Source organism: Clostridioides sp. LIBA-6622 (assembly GCF_056716095.1).
Map to the genome: position 1 here is coordinate 893,162 of NZ_CP196998.1, position 15,331 is coordinate 908,492.

Below are 15,331 nucleotides of genomic sequence, written 5' to 3' on the forward strand. Positions count from 1 at the left end.
GGGATGAAACAATGAAAGAGCACTGGTATAAGGATATATTTGCAAGAGTATTATCCATGACTGATGATGGTTTTATTGTTGTAGATAAATATGGAGTAATCATAGATATTAATGATAAATATTGTGATTTCTTAGGGAAAGCAAAAGAAGATATAATAGGACACAATATACAAAGTATTATACCAAATACAAAAATGTTAGATGTTATGAGAGATAAATATTGTGAAGAAGGAGCTATACACCATTACTCAGGTGGAGAAACAAAAGAAAAAAGTGTAATAGTAAGCAGATCTTATGTAGAAAATGACAGGGGCGAAGTAGTTGCAGGGGTAGCTCAAGTTAAATTTAGATTACAATCATTTGATGTAGCTAAAAAGTTAATGTCGGAATATATGGAACTCCAATATTACAAAGAGCAGTTTAAGGATAAATGTAGTTTTGATAAACTCATAGGTGAAAATAGAGATTTCATAGAACTTAAGAAAACAGGTATGAAAGCTTCTAAAACAAACTTCTCAGTACTTTTAACGGGGGAAACAGGTACAGGCAAAGAAGTATTTGCTAGAGCAATTCATAATAATAGCAGTAGAGCAGACAAACCTATGGTTAGTATAAACTGTGCTGCAATACCAGAAGAATTATTGGAATCAGAGTTGTTTGGGTATGATGAAGGTGCTTTTACAGGAGCAAAAAAAGGAGGCAAAAAAGGTAAATTTCTAGTTGCAAATAATGGTACAATCTTCTTGGATGAAATAGGTGATATGCCTTTGACCATGCAAGCAAAACTTTTAAGAGTTCTTCAGGAAAATGAGATAGAACCAGTTGGAGGTCTTAAAACTATAAAAATAGATGTAAGAGTAATCTCTGCTACAAGAAAGAATTTAAGTAAGATGGTTGAAGAGGGATTATTTAGAGAAGATTTATACTATAGGTTAAATGTAATAAATATTCATATGATGGAATTAAAGGACAGACAAGATGATATTTTATTGTTAGCAAATTATATATTAAATAAATTAAATGTTGAATATAAGGAATTGAAGGTTTTAAGTGATAAGGTTAAAAATTGTTTTATTAACTATATTTGGCCAGGAAATATAAGAGAACTACAAAATGTAATAAAAAGTGCTTATGCTGTAAGTGATGATATGGTCATTATGATGTGTGACCTTCCATCTAAAATGGATAATATCAGCAGAGTAGCTCAATGTAATGTGGATAGTAACTGCTCAATTCATGAAATGGTGGAGAATTATGAGAAGAGCTTAATTATTGATGTGTTAACAAAGTATAATTGGAAATGTTCTAAGGCAGCAGAGGTTATGGGGATACATAAAAGTCTTTTATATAAGAAAATAAAAAAGTACGAAATTGAATTAAAGTAATTTTAATCTTTAAATATGATTCAATTATTTTAGGCATAACAAAACCCTCCTAGTTTTAGACAGATTTACATATTTTAACTGTCTCCTAAGAGGGTTATAGTTCAAATTCAGAGTGACTTTTATCTAGTATTTACAAAAGCTATTTTGAATAGGTTGTTATTTAATCATAATTTTCTACTTCTTTATCAAGTTCTTTTCCACAAGAATCACATCTATATATAGCATTATATCCGTAATCATATTCATCAACTATTTTCTTTTGTCTAAATACACCGCCACACTCACATAAGAAACCGCCTTTTATAAGTGTAACAATAAATTGTGACTTTATAAATTTTATATCATTACATTTGTCATTAGTATAAAATGTATAAATATAAGAGTTATCACATTCATCTCTTAATTCAAATTTTTCAATATATGTGCTGTTTTTTAATTCCTCAAATTCTTCTTTAGTCAAGTATGATTTTTGTTGCAATTCCTGTAAGCGTTTAATTTGGTCCATCATTTATATCCTCCCAATAATTTTAGTATTTTAAGCTTAGACAAGGATTCTAAGTTTTATTAAATTTATCTCAAGGAATTATTTAAATCATATTTAGTTTTATTAATGATAAGATATATAAATTAGATAAAATAAAACTAATTGTAAAAATAATATCCTATGAAAACCCAAATTACTAACCCCTTACTAACCCGAAAACTAAAAAAGAAAAAAGAAAAATATATCCAAACATAAGTGATATATAAATAAAAATATTCTATATAAATTTAACTTTAAATATTCTGACAATAATATATAAAAATATATTATAGTTAAAATATACCACATATTTTGGGTATTGTATACTGGAATTAAAGCAATTAATTTATTTTTTAACATACAAATGATTATGCAAAAAAAAACAAGACTCAAAAATTTTTATATTCTTTGATAGAATAAAAATGAGAGTAAATTTATTGAATTTTATAAAATTTATAAGGGGTGAATTTAGAATATGCAAGAAAATAAAAATGATATATTTGAATCAATAGATAATGATGATTTTGATAATAAGACAGAAGATGAATATTTAGAAATAGTAAGAAAAAATGGATTGAATTTAATATACATAAAAAATCAAACAGAAGATATATGTTTAGAAGCCGTTAGACAAAATTGTAATGCAATAAAATGTGTTCAAAATCAAACAGAAAAAATATGTATAGAGGCAGTTAAACAAGATTGGAGAATGCTAGAATTTGTGGAAGAGCCAACAGAAGAAATTTGTATGTTAGCCATTAATCAAGATGGAACCGCATTAAAATACATAGAAAACCAAACAGAAGAATTATGCTTAAGAGCTGTTGAAAAAAATGGTGCTGCATTGGAATATGTAAAAGAGCAAACAGAAGAAATCTGCATAGAAGCAGTAAGAAATAGCGAATTTGGGTTAGCTAGGGTAAAAAAACAAACAGAAAAAATATGCATGGAAGCAGTTAAGCATTGTAGTTATAATCTAAAATGGGTAGAAAATCAAACAGAGGAAATATGTATGGAAGCAGTGAGACAGAATGGACTTGATTTGAAATTTGTAAAAGAGCAAACAGAGACGATTTGCCTAAGAGCAGTAAGACAAAATGGAATGGCACTAGAATTTGTAAAGGAACAAACTATTGGTATATGTTTAAAGGCGGTAAGACAATATGGATTGGCATTAAAATTTGTAAAAGAGCAAACAGAAGAAATTTGTACAGAAGCTATAAAACAAGATAAAAGAGCACTTAGTTTTGTAAAAGAAAATAAAGAAAAATATAAAATTTTATGTGATAATAATGAGCCCTTTGCAAAACGATATGTTAGAAATGTAATAGAAAAAGAAAACAGAGCATTGATTAAAAAGGGAGAAGAAAATGCAAAAATCAAAATTGCAGGAAAACTTTATGATAGGGGAATGTCATTCCAAGATATATCAGACATAGTTGAAATTGAAATAAGTAAGTTAAAAGTGAGTTTAGGTATCTTTTAAAGCAATAAATTTAGGTATTTTTTTAATTGAATAGTTAATAAAAAAATAATCGACTAGTTCTTTGTAGTATAGCAAAATTAGTGCTATAATTTGACATATAATAAATTATTTTTATTAAATAAGGGGGAATTAAAGTTGAAGATTACTATATTATATCAAACAAGAAGTGGAAACACAGAAAAGGTAGCTAAACTGATAGAAGATGGAGCTAAAAAAGTGGATGGAGTAGAAGTTAAACTCATGAGATTTGACAATATTGACTCAGAGTATTTAAGTGAAAGTAAGGCAGTAATATTTGGAACACCAACTTATTTAGCAAATACAACTTGGGAAGTAAAAAAATGGTTTGATGAAGATTCAAGAAAAATCAACTTAGCTGGAAAATTAGGGGCTGTTTTTGCTACATGTGACTATGTTTGTGGAGGTCCAGATGTTGCTATACTTACTATAGTAGGTCACTTGATGGTAAAAGGTATGCTTGTGTACTCTGGAGGAGGCTCTTTAGGGAAACCATTTATCCATTTAGGTCATGTACATTCAGTTGAAGGACCAGAAGTACAAAATGAGAAGGCAGTAATATTTGGTGAGAGAATTGCTACTAAAGCAAAAGAACTATTCGCTTAATTTCTATATGCGCAATAAGAATTATAATAAATTTAGATTTTTAGTGGGGATTTGGTGTAAAAGTTATAAAATAAAAATTTTTCCATAAAATTACTCAAATAAATTATAATATAATTATAAATTAATTATATTATTAAAATAATTAAAATTAAACATTAATAGTGAGGGAAGTTTATGGTATGGCATATAGAATATGAAATTTTTTCTGCAATTATAGTCATTTTTTTAATGGTATATTTTTTTAGAAGTAAATTTATACCTACGTTACAAAACAAAATATATTGTGCACTTTTAGTATTCTCATTTTTATTTATAATTTCAAATATTTTAGGCTCATTTTGTCTAAATAATGTAGATGAAATTCCGATTTTTACTACTGCTTTATTAAACCAAGTATATTTATTATTGTTGCCAATACCAGCAGCACTTGTATCGTTTTATGTTATGGCTATTATTTATCAAGATATAAGGTATATGAAAAAAAGATTATTATTTTTATCTATACCACTCATAATTTGTATAATCTTATCTATCACAAATCCTTTTACACATATTCTATTTGGATTGTCAAAAGAAACAGGTTATATACGAGGTTATGGATATGTTGCAACTTTTGCATCTTTTTTCTTTTATGCAATATATTCAGCATTTTTGTCTTTTAAATATAGAAAAGCAATGCATGAATCAAAAATATGGGCTATTAGAGGTTTTCTTATAGTTTCAGTTGTAGCAATTATATTACAGGCAATCTTTTTACAGTATCTTCTTACAGGAGCTGCATGTGCATGTAGTTTACTTTTGACATATCTTTCTATGCAGAATCGAGGTCTTATTATTGATGACCTTACAGGTGTACTCAATAGACAATCTTTTATTCAAGAGTTGGATTTAAATATCAATACTGAACAATCAGGATTTATTATTACAATTGCACTTGATGACTTTAAATTTATGAATGAAACTTTTGGGAATAAAAATGGGGATATTGCATTAAAAGAGGTTGGAAAATATTTGATTCATATACATGATGTAAATCATGTATACAGAATAGGAGGAGATATATTTTCTATTGTTGTAAATAGTCAACTAGGTATAGAGCCAGAGGATATTATTAAAAAAATAGAAGAAAGATTCAAAAAGCCTTGGTTAGTAGAAGAGATAAACTTTAATTTGGCAACAAGTATTGCTGTCGTTTATTATCCCGAAAATGCTGAAACAACAGAGGATGTCATAGTGGCTATAGATTTCTCTATACATGAAGCAAAACGTTCTGAGTCAAAACATGTTATTTACGCAGATGCCTCTATAAGTGAGAAGATAAAGAAAAAACATGTAATTAAAAATTGTTTAAAAGAGGCATTAGAAAATGATGGATTTGAAGTGTATTATCAGCCAATATTTTCTAATAGTAGAGGTAGATTTACTTCAGCTGAAGCATTACTTAGGATGGAGCATAAAGACTTAGGATTTATACCTCCTGATGAATTTATAACAATTGCAGAACAAACAGGTTTGATTAACTCAATTGGTTTAGTAGTTTTTGAGAAGGTATGTAAATTTATAGCTAGTGATGATTTTGAAGATTTGAAATTAGATAATATAGCTGTTAATCTTTCTGTAGTGCAATGTATGCAAAAAAACTTGGCTGATGACTTACTTTATCTTATGGATAAATACAATGTATCACCAACTAAGTTTAAACTTGAAATTACAGAGACTGTGGCATTAGGTTCTTTTAATATAATTAAAGAAACAATGGAGAGATTGATTAATTTAGGAGCTAAGTTCTCACTTGATGACTTTGGAATTGCGTATTCTGGAGTTACTAATATGCTTTCTTTGCCATTCTCAATAATTAAGTTAGATAAGAGTCTGATTTGGTCTATGAATGAAGATGATAGGCACAAGCTTACAGTTGAAACTATTATAGCTCTTATAAATAAATTGAATATGAAGGCTGTAGCAGAAGGAGTTGAGACTGCTAAATGTGCTGAAGATTTAGCTGATATGGAGTGTGAATATTTACAAGGTTATTATTTTTCTAAGCCAGTTCCAGAAGACGTTTTGAAAAATCTATTGAGACAGAATGCACTTGTAGACTAACATCCTTTATTTTTTTAATTACAATTTTGTTTATTGACACTGTTAACTATTTATTATAAAATTAACACAATAACAAATATTAAAATTATTATACATATTATTAATATTAATTCCTAAAGTAAAGATTTATTATATATTTTTATAACTTAGAATATATATTTTACTTAATTATTTTAAAGTAAGAAAGGAAGATGTGACATGAATAAAAAGAAAATATTAGTACCAATTGATGGGACAGAGAGAAGTATGCATTCTTTGGAATTTATACAAGGAATATTCAAAAAAGATGAAGTCGAAGTAGAAATAATGAATGTAAAAGAACTAGTATTTATTGATGGCATATCCCTGGCTGAAGAAATAAAGAATTCTGAGAACTTAGGAAGAAGAATCCTGGATAAAGCAGCAGAGATAATGGGTGAGTATGATGTTAAAGTACACTTTACTTTTGGATATCCAGGAGATGAAATAATTAGAAAAGCAAAAGAAGATAATGTAGATTTTATAGTTATGACAAAATCTACTAAAAAAGGTCTTACAAGAATTATAGGTTCAGTAACAGCAAGTGTAGTTAAACAAGCAAAGTGTATAGTAATGATTGTACCGGAGTAGAATTAGTGAGGTATTTGAAATATGAATAAAAAGATAGTAGCAGTTTGTGAAAGTGAAAGAAGTTTAAATTCTCTTAAGGAAGCTGCAAATGATTTAGGGTTTGATTTAGTTTATGAAATTCAAGAGAATGATAATATAAAAAATGAACTTTCCATTTATGATATAGAAGATGCATCTATTGTATTATTTGTTACAAGTGATTCAATAGAAAGTATAGATAAGATTGACAGATTTATAGATAGAGAATTTTATGAAGTTGATCCGAAGTATATAATAGAAGATGCTAAATCTATAGTAAGTGAAATTTTAATAGACTTAAATTAATCGTGGGTGTCGCACTAATAATAGGGCGATACCTTTTTATTATAAATAGATTTAAGATAAAGTAGAAGTTTAATCATGTTGAAATAACCGAATGATTGTACATTGGTCATATTCATAAGATTCTAGGAGAATTAGATGAAAATTGTTAAAATATTTTAGCCTATTAGTAATGTTATAACTAAAATAAGAATTAACTAAATTTTAATAATGATATTATTTAAAGAGATAGTGACTAGTCACTATCTCTTTATTTTTATATAAAAATAGACAGGATGAGTAGTTCATTAAATATATAATATAATTTTTAAATGTATTTATATCATAAGATGATTAAAGATTATAGACAAAAACAATTCTATGGGTAAAGGATAACTATATAATACAGTTTTTAAATAATATATTAGAAAATAAGAATATTTAAATAAAAAAAAGAATATTATATATAGTTGACAAAATGTGGAAATTAATATATTATATAAATATAGAAATAGTAATCATTACTATTATTAAAAAAGGGAGGAATTAATTATGAATTTAAAAGGAACTAAAACAGAAAAAAATTTAATGGCAGGATTTGCAGGAGAATCAGAGGCAAGAAATAAATATACATATTATGCTTCAAAAGCTAAAAAAGAAGGTTATAATCAAATAGCTGCTATATTTGAAGAAACTGCTAACAATGAAAAAGAACATGCTAAGTTATGGTTTAAACTTTTACATGATGGTATGCCTTCAACAGAAGAAAATTTAAAAGATGCAGCAGCAGGTGAAAACTATGAATGGACTGACATGTATGCAAAATTTGCTAAAGAAGCTAAAGAAGAAGGATTTGATAAGATAGCTTATTTATTTGAAGCTGTTGGAAGAATAGAGAAAGAGCACGAAGAAAGATACTTAAAGCTTTTAGAAAACTTAAATGAAGGAAAAATCTTTAAGAGAGATGAAGAAGTTGTTTGGCAATGTCAAAACTGTGGTCATGTTTATGTAGGTACTGAAGCACCAGAAAAATGCCCAGTATGTGACCATCCAAAGGCTTACTTCAATATAAAAGCTGAAAACTATTAAAAATTATTATTAAAAAGGAATGTTAACTATGAAATTTTCTAAACAAAGAGAACTGATTTTAAATGAAATATTAAATAATCCGGTTCACCCTACTGCGGATTATCTATATGAAAATTTAAAAAAGGATAATCCAAATTTAAGCTTAGGAACTGTGTATAGAAATTTAGCTCAGCTAACAGAACATGGCTTTATAAGAAAGGTTAGTATTCCAGGAAATCCAGATAGATTTGATGGTAGAATAGATAATCACTATCATATCGTATGTGAAGTATGTGGAGAGGTGTACGATTTAGAATCTGATGTTCTTAATAATTTAAAAGAATCAATAGCAGAGGAAACAGACATAAAGATAACATCTTATAACATAAGTTTTAAAGGGATTTGTAATAATTGTGAAAAGTGTAGCCAAGTAGGTTAACTTTCAAATTCTAAAAAATAATTAATGAGGTGAGTTTATGTGTAGTGAACAAAAATTTTTTATATGTGAGACTTGTGGAAACCTTATAGGAATGATACAAAATAGTGGTGTACCTGTTTTCTGTTGTGGAAAGCCTATGAAAGAGCTTGTTCCTAATACAACAGATGCAGCAGTTGAAAAGCATGTACCTGTGATTGAAGTAGATGGAAATAATGTTACTGTAAAAATAAGTAGTGTTGCTCATCCAATGACTAAAGAACACCATATAGCATGGGTATATCTTATGACTGAGCAAGGTGGTCAACGTAAATGTCTAGCAGTAGATGGAGAACCTATAGTTAAATTTGCTTTGAATGATGATGATAAAGTAATTTCTGCATATGCTTACTGTAATTTACATGGATTATGGAAGGCGGAACTGTAATATTTAAATAAATTTAATTTAAAGGGGGAGGCTATAAATGTATTTTGTACAAATAGCCTCCTATAAATTTATATAAATTCAAGTTTTAGTTTTATTTAATGTCAATATAATATAAGGAGAAAATAATATGTCAATTTATAAATGTAGTGTTTGTGGATATATTTATGATGAATCTAAGAATGATAAAACTTGGGACGAATTAAGTGAAGACTGGGAATGCCCTGTATGTACAAAAGGTCGTAGTTATTTTGGAAAGATAAGTACTGTTTACTATGAAGAAGATGAAAAGGGAACAGAAGATATAGATGAAAATGAAGTTGAAGTAACTAGCGAAAAAACAGGTGATTTAAACTACCTAAATACATATTTAAGAAGAGATGATGAAGTTGAGAAACATATGGACATAATCCACGAAATGGCCGTTACAGGGAAGTCTATAATAGAACCTATGAGAACTAAACTACCAGTAATTTCTTGGGATGATATTTTAATCATGGGTGCTCAATTAAATCCATTACCTTTAAATGAGCATGATGAAGTAAATACGACAACAATAATAGGAAAAAAAGCAAAAAAACCTATGGTTATAGAAAATCCTGTTTATATTTCCCACATGTCATTTGGAGCTTTATCTAAAGAATTAAAAATAGCTTTAGCAAAAGGTGCAGCTAAAAATAAGACAGCTATGTGTAGTGGAGAAGGCGGTATATTACCAGAAGAAAAAGAAGCTTCATACAAATATATCTTTGAATATGTACCAAATAAATATAGTGTTACAGAAGAAAACCTTAAAAATTCTGATGCTATAGAGATAAAAATTGGGCAAGGAACAAAACCTGGTATGGGAGGTCATCTTCCTGGTGAAAAAGTTACTGAAGAGATAGCGAAGGTAAGAAATAAGCCTGTAGGTCAAGATGTAATAAGTCCATCTTGTTTTGAGGAAATACAATCTAAGGAAGATTTAAAGAAACTAGTAGATGAGCTTAGAGAAGTTTCAGAAGGACGTCCAATTGGTGTTAAAATCTCAGCAGGACATATTGAAAAGGATATGGAATTTATAGCTTATGCTAAACCTGATTTTGTGACTATTGATGGTCGTGGTGGAGCTACTGGAGCAAGTCCAAAATTGCTTAAAGATGCAACTTCAATTCCAACAATATTTGCTCTTCATCGTGCTAGAAAGTATATAGATACACATGAATTAGATATAGATTTAGTTATAACAGGTGGACTTCGTGTATCCACTGATTTTGTTAAGGCATTAGCTATGGGAGCTGATGCAATTGCTATTGCAAGTTCTGCTCTTATGGCAGCTGCATGTCAACAATATCGTATATGTGGTTCTGGTAAGTGCCCTGTAGGAGTAGCAACTCAAGATGAAGAATTAAGAAAAAGATTACATATAGAAAATAGTGCTAATAGAGTGGCAAACTTCTTAAACGTGAGTTTAGAGGAACTTAAGACTTTTGCTAGAGTTTCTGGGCATAAGGATATACATGATTTAAGCATTGATGATTTATACACAGTTAACTCTGAAATATCAAATTATACAAATATACAACATGTGTAAATTTTAAGCTTAAAAATCTTAAGGGATGGATATTTATAAAAATAATAGTTAAGTTAGTTTATGTAAGGAGAATTTTACTTTGTAAGGTTCTCCTTATTATTGTGAAAATTAAAAATATTAAATTGTAAAATATTTTGGGATATCGTACTATTAAACTAAATAATAATTTAAGGGGTGATTATCATGGAAAGATTAAAGATACAAGTTCTCGTTGATAATAATACATATATTGATAAATATTTTGTTGGAGAGCCAGCAGTAAGCTACTATATTGAAATTGATGGCAATAGGATTTTATTTGATTCAGGATATTCAGATGTATTTGTATCAAATGCTGAAAAACTAGATATAGATTTAGGCAATTTGACTCATGTTGTTTTTTCTCATGGACATAATGACCACACAAGAGGTATTAAGTTTTTGAAAAATAAGTATAATTTATCTAAAGTCGAACTTGTTGCACATCCTAATTGTTTTATACCTAAAAAAGAAGGCGATGAGAATATAGGTGCTCCATTTTTTGTTGATGAAATTAAACAAATTTTTATGTACAATCCTCAAGATAAACCTTTTAACATAAGTGAGAATTGTATATTTTTGGGTGAAATACCTACTGTACATAGTTTTGAAAAAAGAGCTAAAATGGGCAAATATAAAGTAGGAGATTTGTGGGAAGATGATTATGTTTTAGATGATTCTGCGATAGTCTGTAAAACTAATAAAGGACTTTTTATTATTACAGGATGCTCTCATAGTGGAATTTGTAATATAGTAGAGTATGCTAAAAAAATATGTGGAGATTATAGAGTAATTGGTATATTAGGAGGTTTTCATCTTTTTGAATTGGGTAATAGGTTAGATAGTACAATTCAGTATTTAGAGAAAGAAAGAATAAGAATGTTGTACCCTTGCCACTGTGTTTCTTTTAAGGTAAAAGCTAAGATGAATGAGACTTTAAATATAAATGAAGTTGGAGTAGGGTTGATTTTAAATATATAAGATTTAGGTTGATATTTAAAATGAGTTGAACTTAAAATTTGATTATAAAAAATCAATTTTGAGACAACTCTTTTTTTATGATATTTATTGTAAAAGAAATTAATAGAGTATTATATGAAATATTGTAAAAGAAATTATTTTTAATGAGAGTATATTTTCATTAACAAACAATTTTATCATGTATTAATAATGGTAGAACAAATAATAAATAAAGCAAATTTGTTTATTTATGCTATATTGTTTTAAAAGTGATATTGGTTATTCTTATTAGTCTCGATAATTCCAATGAATATGATACTATAGCAAAGTTAATATACCATAGTAATTATTATATAACAGTTTAATAATAATAAATAATATATTGTATAAAATTTAACACTAAAAAAGCTATTTCATAAAAATAAAAAAATTTAAATGCAAGTTAAAAAATAAAATAAATATATTAAAATTATTTAATACAAGAGGAAAAATAAACTAAAAATGTTACTTTATTGAAAAATCAAGTTGAATTTACTAAACAAAAATGTTATTGTTTTATCAAGAAAGTGTTAAAATATAAACTTTCGTTATCATTTTTAGGGGAGGATGGTTTCATGCAAAAAAATGTAAAAAAAGCAAAAGCAACAGGCTCTATTTTAGCTATTTTTGGAGTTGCAAGCGTTCTTTTTAGCTCTCATGCTGGAGGAGGGTTTGCTACAGGGAATCAAGAAACTCAGTATTATGTGCAGTATGGATGGACAGCACCACTTATGGCAGTTTTAGCAATGATTATACTTACTGCTACTATGAGAGAAGTTATTATAATGTATAATAATAATAATTGTAGGAATTATAAGGATTTATTTTGTGAACTTTGGAGTCCATATCCAAAACTTGAAATAATATGGGAAATATACTATTATCTGATGGTTTTAATAGCTGTAAGTGCTGTTATAGCAGGTGCAGCAGCAGTATTCCAAAGCATAGGTATGAATTATTTTGTATCTGTATTTATTATAGGAATTGTGCTTCTTGCCTTTACTATATTTGGAGCTATGATTGTATCTAAAGCAGCTACAGCAATGACAATAGCAATACTAATATGTACACTTACTATTTTTATCGTAGGGATAAAAGCTAAGGTACCAGAAATAACAGGAATATTATCAAATAGAACTAGTTTCACACCAGGATATATCAAGCCAATACTCAATACTTTTATTTATGCAGGTTTTCAGTCAGTTGTTATACCAACACTTGCAGGATGTTCAAGACCACTTCTTAAAAACTCAAAAGAAGCTACTAAAGCAATGGTGGTTTCATTTATCATGAATGCAGTTGCATTAGGACTTGCTGTAACTATGTTAATGGGGTGGTATAAAGAATTTACTGCTGCAGGGCAAACAACACTTCCTACTCTTTATGTTGCAAGTCAATCTGGAAATAATACTATATATATAATTTATAATGTTGCATTATTCCTTTGCTTAATGTCTACAGGAGTAACTACTATATTTGGTCTTGTAAATAGATTTGAAGACCATAAAGGACTTTCTTTTCTTTCTTCAAAAATGAAGAGAAGGGTATTTACAGCCTGTGCAATAATGGTAGTGTCAATGCTTATATCTCTTACAGGATTAAGTAATATAGTTAAATATGGATATGGATATTGTGGTTATTTAGGTCTATTCACTATAGTAATTCCTTTCCTTACACTAGGTCATTATAAGAATAAGAAATTCGCAAAGGAACATCCAGAAGCCAAATGGCCAGCTGAATTAAACGAAAATATTGAAAATTTATAGAATGAGTAGTGTTTCAAATATAAGAGATAATTTAATTAATAAGATAAAAATATAGTTAAATAAAAATAAAGTATATTATTATTTAGATATGATAAAATAGGGTTGTAAAATAAAATGATAAATTAAAATTTGGAATAGATAGTAAATACAATCTATTTATTAGGAGACTTAAGTTATGGAAAATATTGAAGAATTGCTCCCTAAAGACAAATTTGATAATAGTAATATCGAAAAACTAAAATTATTATCTGATGAGGACATAAGACCAATTTGTTATAGATTATTGGAATGGATGCAAGATTATAACTGGCCTGTTGCAAAAGAAGTTTTACATGTTTTAGCTCTACATCAAGAGTTAATTACTCCATTAGTAATAGATGTTCTTATACAGGAAGATGATGACTGGAAATACTGGATAATTTCATGTCTTTTGCCACTGTTCGCAGATGAAAATCTTAAACCAATAATTCCTTTTCTTAAGAGAATTGCTGAAAATCCAACTAAATGGGAATGTGAAGCAGAAGTAGATGAGAGAGCAAAAATATTGTTAAAGAGAATCTTATAAAGAGTAGTTGAATATATTTATTGAGATTATTTGCAAAATTTAATATCAAATAACTTGGAAACAAGTAATATAGAGATAATAATATACATAAAAAGCTGTAATCGTAAAGGTTACAGCTTTTTTATACAATATAAAATAGTATCATGATAAAGAAAAGGTTGATATCTACTTTCTATGTATTATAGTGTTTATATACCATTGGTATTTTAACTAATTTATAAATTACAATTCTATAATTCTTCTACTAATTTTAGATTCTATAGCTGTCTCTATTTCACTTAACATTCTTTCATTTTTAGGGTCAATAAAAGCACATGTATAACCTTCTTCACCAGCTCTACCAGTTCTACCAATACGATGAATATAGTCTTCTGATGTTTCTGGTAAATCATAATTATATATATGACTTACTCCTGATATATCAAGACCACGAGAAGCAACATCTGTAGCTATTAAGTATTGTATATCTAAATTTCTAAATGATTTCATTATTCTTTCTCGTTTTGATTGAGCAATATCACTATGCAGTTTTTGACAGTTGTATCCTCTTATAGCAAGAGCTTCTTCAAGATTGTCAACTCTCCTTTTAGTTCTACAAAATATTATAGCCATAAAAGGATTATCTTCATCTAAAACTTTACATAAGGCGTCCAATTTTTTTCTATCTGTAGTTTCTACAACTTCTTGTTTTATATTATTAAGAGTAATTTCTTTTTTTTGAATAGAAACTATAACTGGATTCTTTGTATATCTATAAGCTAATTTTTTTACTTGAGAATTCATAGTTGCAGAAAAGCATAATGTTTGCTTTTTGTTTGAAGTTTCTTTTAAAATAGCTTCAACTTCATTTTTAAATCCCATAAGCAACATTTGGTCTGCTTCATCTAAAACAAAGGTTTTTAACTTACTAAGGTCAATCGTTTTTCTATTTAGATGGTCTAAAAGTCTACCTGGTGTAGCTATAATCATATGGATATTTCCTTTTAGTTTTTTTATTTGAGAGCCAATATCCTTTCCTCCATAAGCTGCTAGAATATTTACATCTTTAGACTCTTTAAGTTTCATAGCTTCTTCTGTTATTTGAATAGCTAACTCTCTTGTTGGAGAGAGTATAAGGACTTGTATATCATTTATATCTAATGATATATTTTCAAATATCGGAAGCAAAAAAGCAAGTGTTTTTCCTGTGCCAGTTTGAGCCTCTGCTATGACATCTTTTCCTTCCTTTATCAATTGAATACTTTCTTTTTGTATAGGTGTAGGTGTTGTTATTCCTGATTTCTCTAGAATATTTATTGTATTTTCACTAATCCCTAAGCTTTTAAAATCCATTATTATCTTACCTTTCATGAAAAATTTTCTTTTTTATTAATCAATTAATAATATCATATTTGTAAGTATTTTTAGTAATTTTTTTGATTATTATTTATATAGTTTAGAAATATATGCAGA

Annotated in this window: 15 protein-coding genes; 13 read left to right on the top strand and 2 right to left on the bottom strand. The window is 27.9% G+C overall.

The window, feature by feature from the left end:
• Positions 1 to 11: 11 nt before the first annotated feature.
• Positions 12 to 1,385, top strand: a complete 1,374-nt coding sequence (locus tag ACTG47_RS04390; RefSeq protein WP_479926253.1) for a sigma-54 interaction domain-containing protein — start codon at positions 12 to 14, stop codon at positions 1,383 to 1,385.
• 160 nt (positions 1,386 to 1,545) lie between these two features.
• Here ACTG47_RS04390 and ACTG47_RS04395 read toward each other — a convergent pair whose 3' ends face one another.
• Positions 1,546 to 1,893 carry a hypothetical protein gene (locus tag ACTG47_RS04395; protein WP_254176375.1) on the bottom strand — a complete coding sequence of 116 codons (348 nt, stop codon included), beginning with the start codon at positions 1,891 to 1,893 and terminating at the stop codon, positions 1,546 to 1,548.
• A 490-nt stretch (positions 1,894 to 2,383) separates the two neighbouring features.
• Here ACTG47_RS04395 and ACTG47_RS04400 point away from each other — a divergent pair, with 490 nt between their 5' ends.
• The 12 genes from ACTG47_RS04400 to ACTG47_RS04455 all read left to right on the top strand — a co-directional run bounded on the left by ACTG47_RS04400 (position 2,384) and on the right by ACTG47_RS04455 (position 13,879).
• On the top strand, positions 2,384 to 3,394 hold the full coding sequence (locus ACTG47_RS04400) for a DUF4116 domain-containing protein (protein WP_479926254.1): 1,011 nt from the start codon (positions 2,384 to 2,386) through the stop codon (positions 3,392 to 3,394).
• Positions 3,395 to 3,529: 135 nt separating this feature from the next.
• Positions 3,530 to 4,018, top strand: coding sequence for a flavodoxin family protein (locus tag ACTG47_RS04405; protein ID WP_479926255.1), 489 nt, complete (start codon positions 3,530 to 3,532; stop codon positions 4,016 to 4,018).
• A 174-nt stretch (positions 4,019 to 4,192) separates the two neighbouring features.
• Positions 4,193 to 6,121, top strand: coding sequence for an EAL domain-containing protein (locus ACTG47_RS04410; protein ID WP_479926256.1), 1,929 nt, complete (start codon positions 4,193 to 4,195; stop codon positions 6,119 to 6,121).
• A gap of 198 nt (positions 6,122 to 6,319) precedes the next feature.
• Positions 6,320 to 6,730 (top strand): universal stress protein, encoded by a 411-nt coding sequence (locus tag ACTG47_RS04415; RefSeq protein WP_054269444.1) that lies wholly within the window; start codon positions 6,320 to 6,322, stop codon positions 6,728 to 6,730.
• A 21-nt stretch (positions 6,731 to 6,751) separates the two neighbouring features.
• On the top strand, positions 6,752 to 7,054 hold the full coding sequence (locus tag ACTG47_RS04420) for a PTS Lactose/Cellobiose specific IIB subunit (protein ID WP_021383628.1): 303 nt from the start codon (positions 6,752 to 6,754) through the stop codon (positions 7,052 to 7,054).
• A 528-nt stretch (positions 7,055 to 7,582) separates the two neighbouring features.
• Entirely contained in the window at positions 7,583 to 8,119 is a 537-nt protein-coding gene (gene rbr, locus ACTG47_RS04425) for a rubrerythrin (protein ID WP_479926257.1), read from the top strand.
• 28 nt (positions 8,120 to 8,147) lie between these two features.
• Positions 8,148 to 8,537: a Fur family transcriptional regulator gene (locus ACTG47_RS04430; RefSeq protein WP_169468651.1), complete on the top strand. Its 390-nt coding sequence runs from the start codon at positions 8,148 to 8,150 to the stop codon at positions 8,535 to 8,537.
• A 37-nt stretch (positions 8,538 to 8,574) separates the two neighbouring features.
• Complete coding sequence (locus ACTG47_RS04435) at positions 8,575 to 8,961, top strand: desulfoferrodoxin family protein (protein ID WP_169468649.1); 387 nt, start codon at positions 8,575 to 8,577, stop codon at positions 8,959 to 8,961.
• A gap of 127 nt (positions 8,962 to 9,088) precedes the next feature.
• On the top strand, positions 9,089 to 10,531 hold the full coding sequence (locus ACTG47_RS04440) for a glutamate synthase-related protein (protein WP_479926258.1): 1,443 nt from the start codon (positions 9,089 to 9,091) through the stop codon (positions 10,529 to 10,531).
• Positions 10,532 to 10,714: 183 nt separating this feature from the next.
• Positions 10,715 to 11,530: an MBL fold metallo-hydrolase gene (locus ACTG47_RS04445; protein ID WP_479926259.1), complete on the top strand. Its 816-nt coding sequence runs from the start codon at positions 10,715 to 10,717 to the stop codon at positions 11,528 to 11,530.
• A gap of 593 nt (positions 11,531 to 12,123) precedes the next feature.
• The gene (locus tag ACTG47_RS04450; protein WP_169468642.1) at positions 12,124 to 13,314 is read left to right on the top strand and encodes a hypothetical protein; all 1,191 of its coding nucleotides are present in this window, start codon (positions 12,124 to 12,126) and stop codon (positions 13,312 to 13,314) included.
• Between the two features lie 175 nt (positions 13,315 to 13,489).
• Positions 13,490 to 13,879 carry a DUF5071 domain-containing protein gene (locus tag ACTG47_RS04455; RefSeq protein ID WP_479926260.1) on the top strand — a complete coding sequence of 130 codons (390 nt, stop codon included), beginning with the start codon at positions 13,490 to 13,492 and terminating at the stop codon, positions 13,877 to 13,879.
• A gap of 222 nt (positions 13,880 to 14,101) precedes the next feature.
• Here the strand turns inward: ACTG47_RS04455 and ACTG47_RS04460 are convergent, their stop codons facing one another.
• Positions 14,102 to 15,229: a DEAD/DEAH box helicase gene (locus tag ACTG47_RS04460; RefSeq protein ID WP_479926261.1), complete on the bottom strand. Its 1,128-nt coding sequence runs from the start codon at positions 15,227 to 15,229 to the stop codon at positions 14,102 to 14,104.
• Positions 15,230 to 15,331 lie beyond the last annotated feature (102 nt).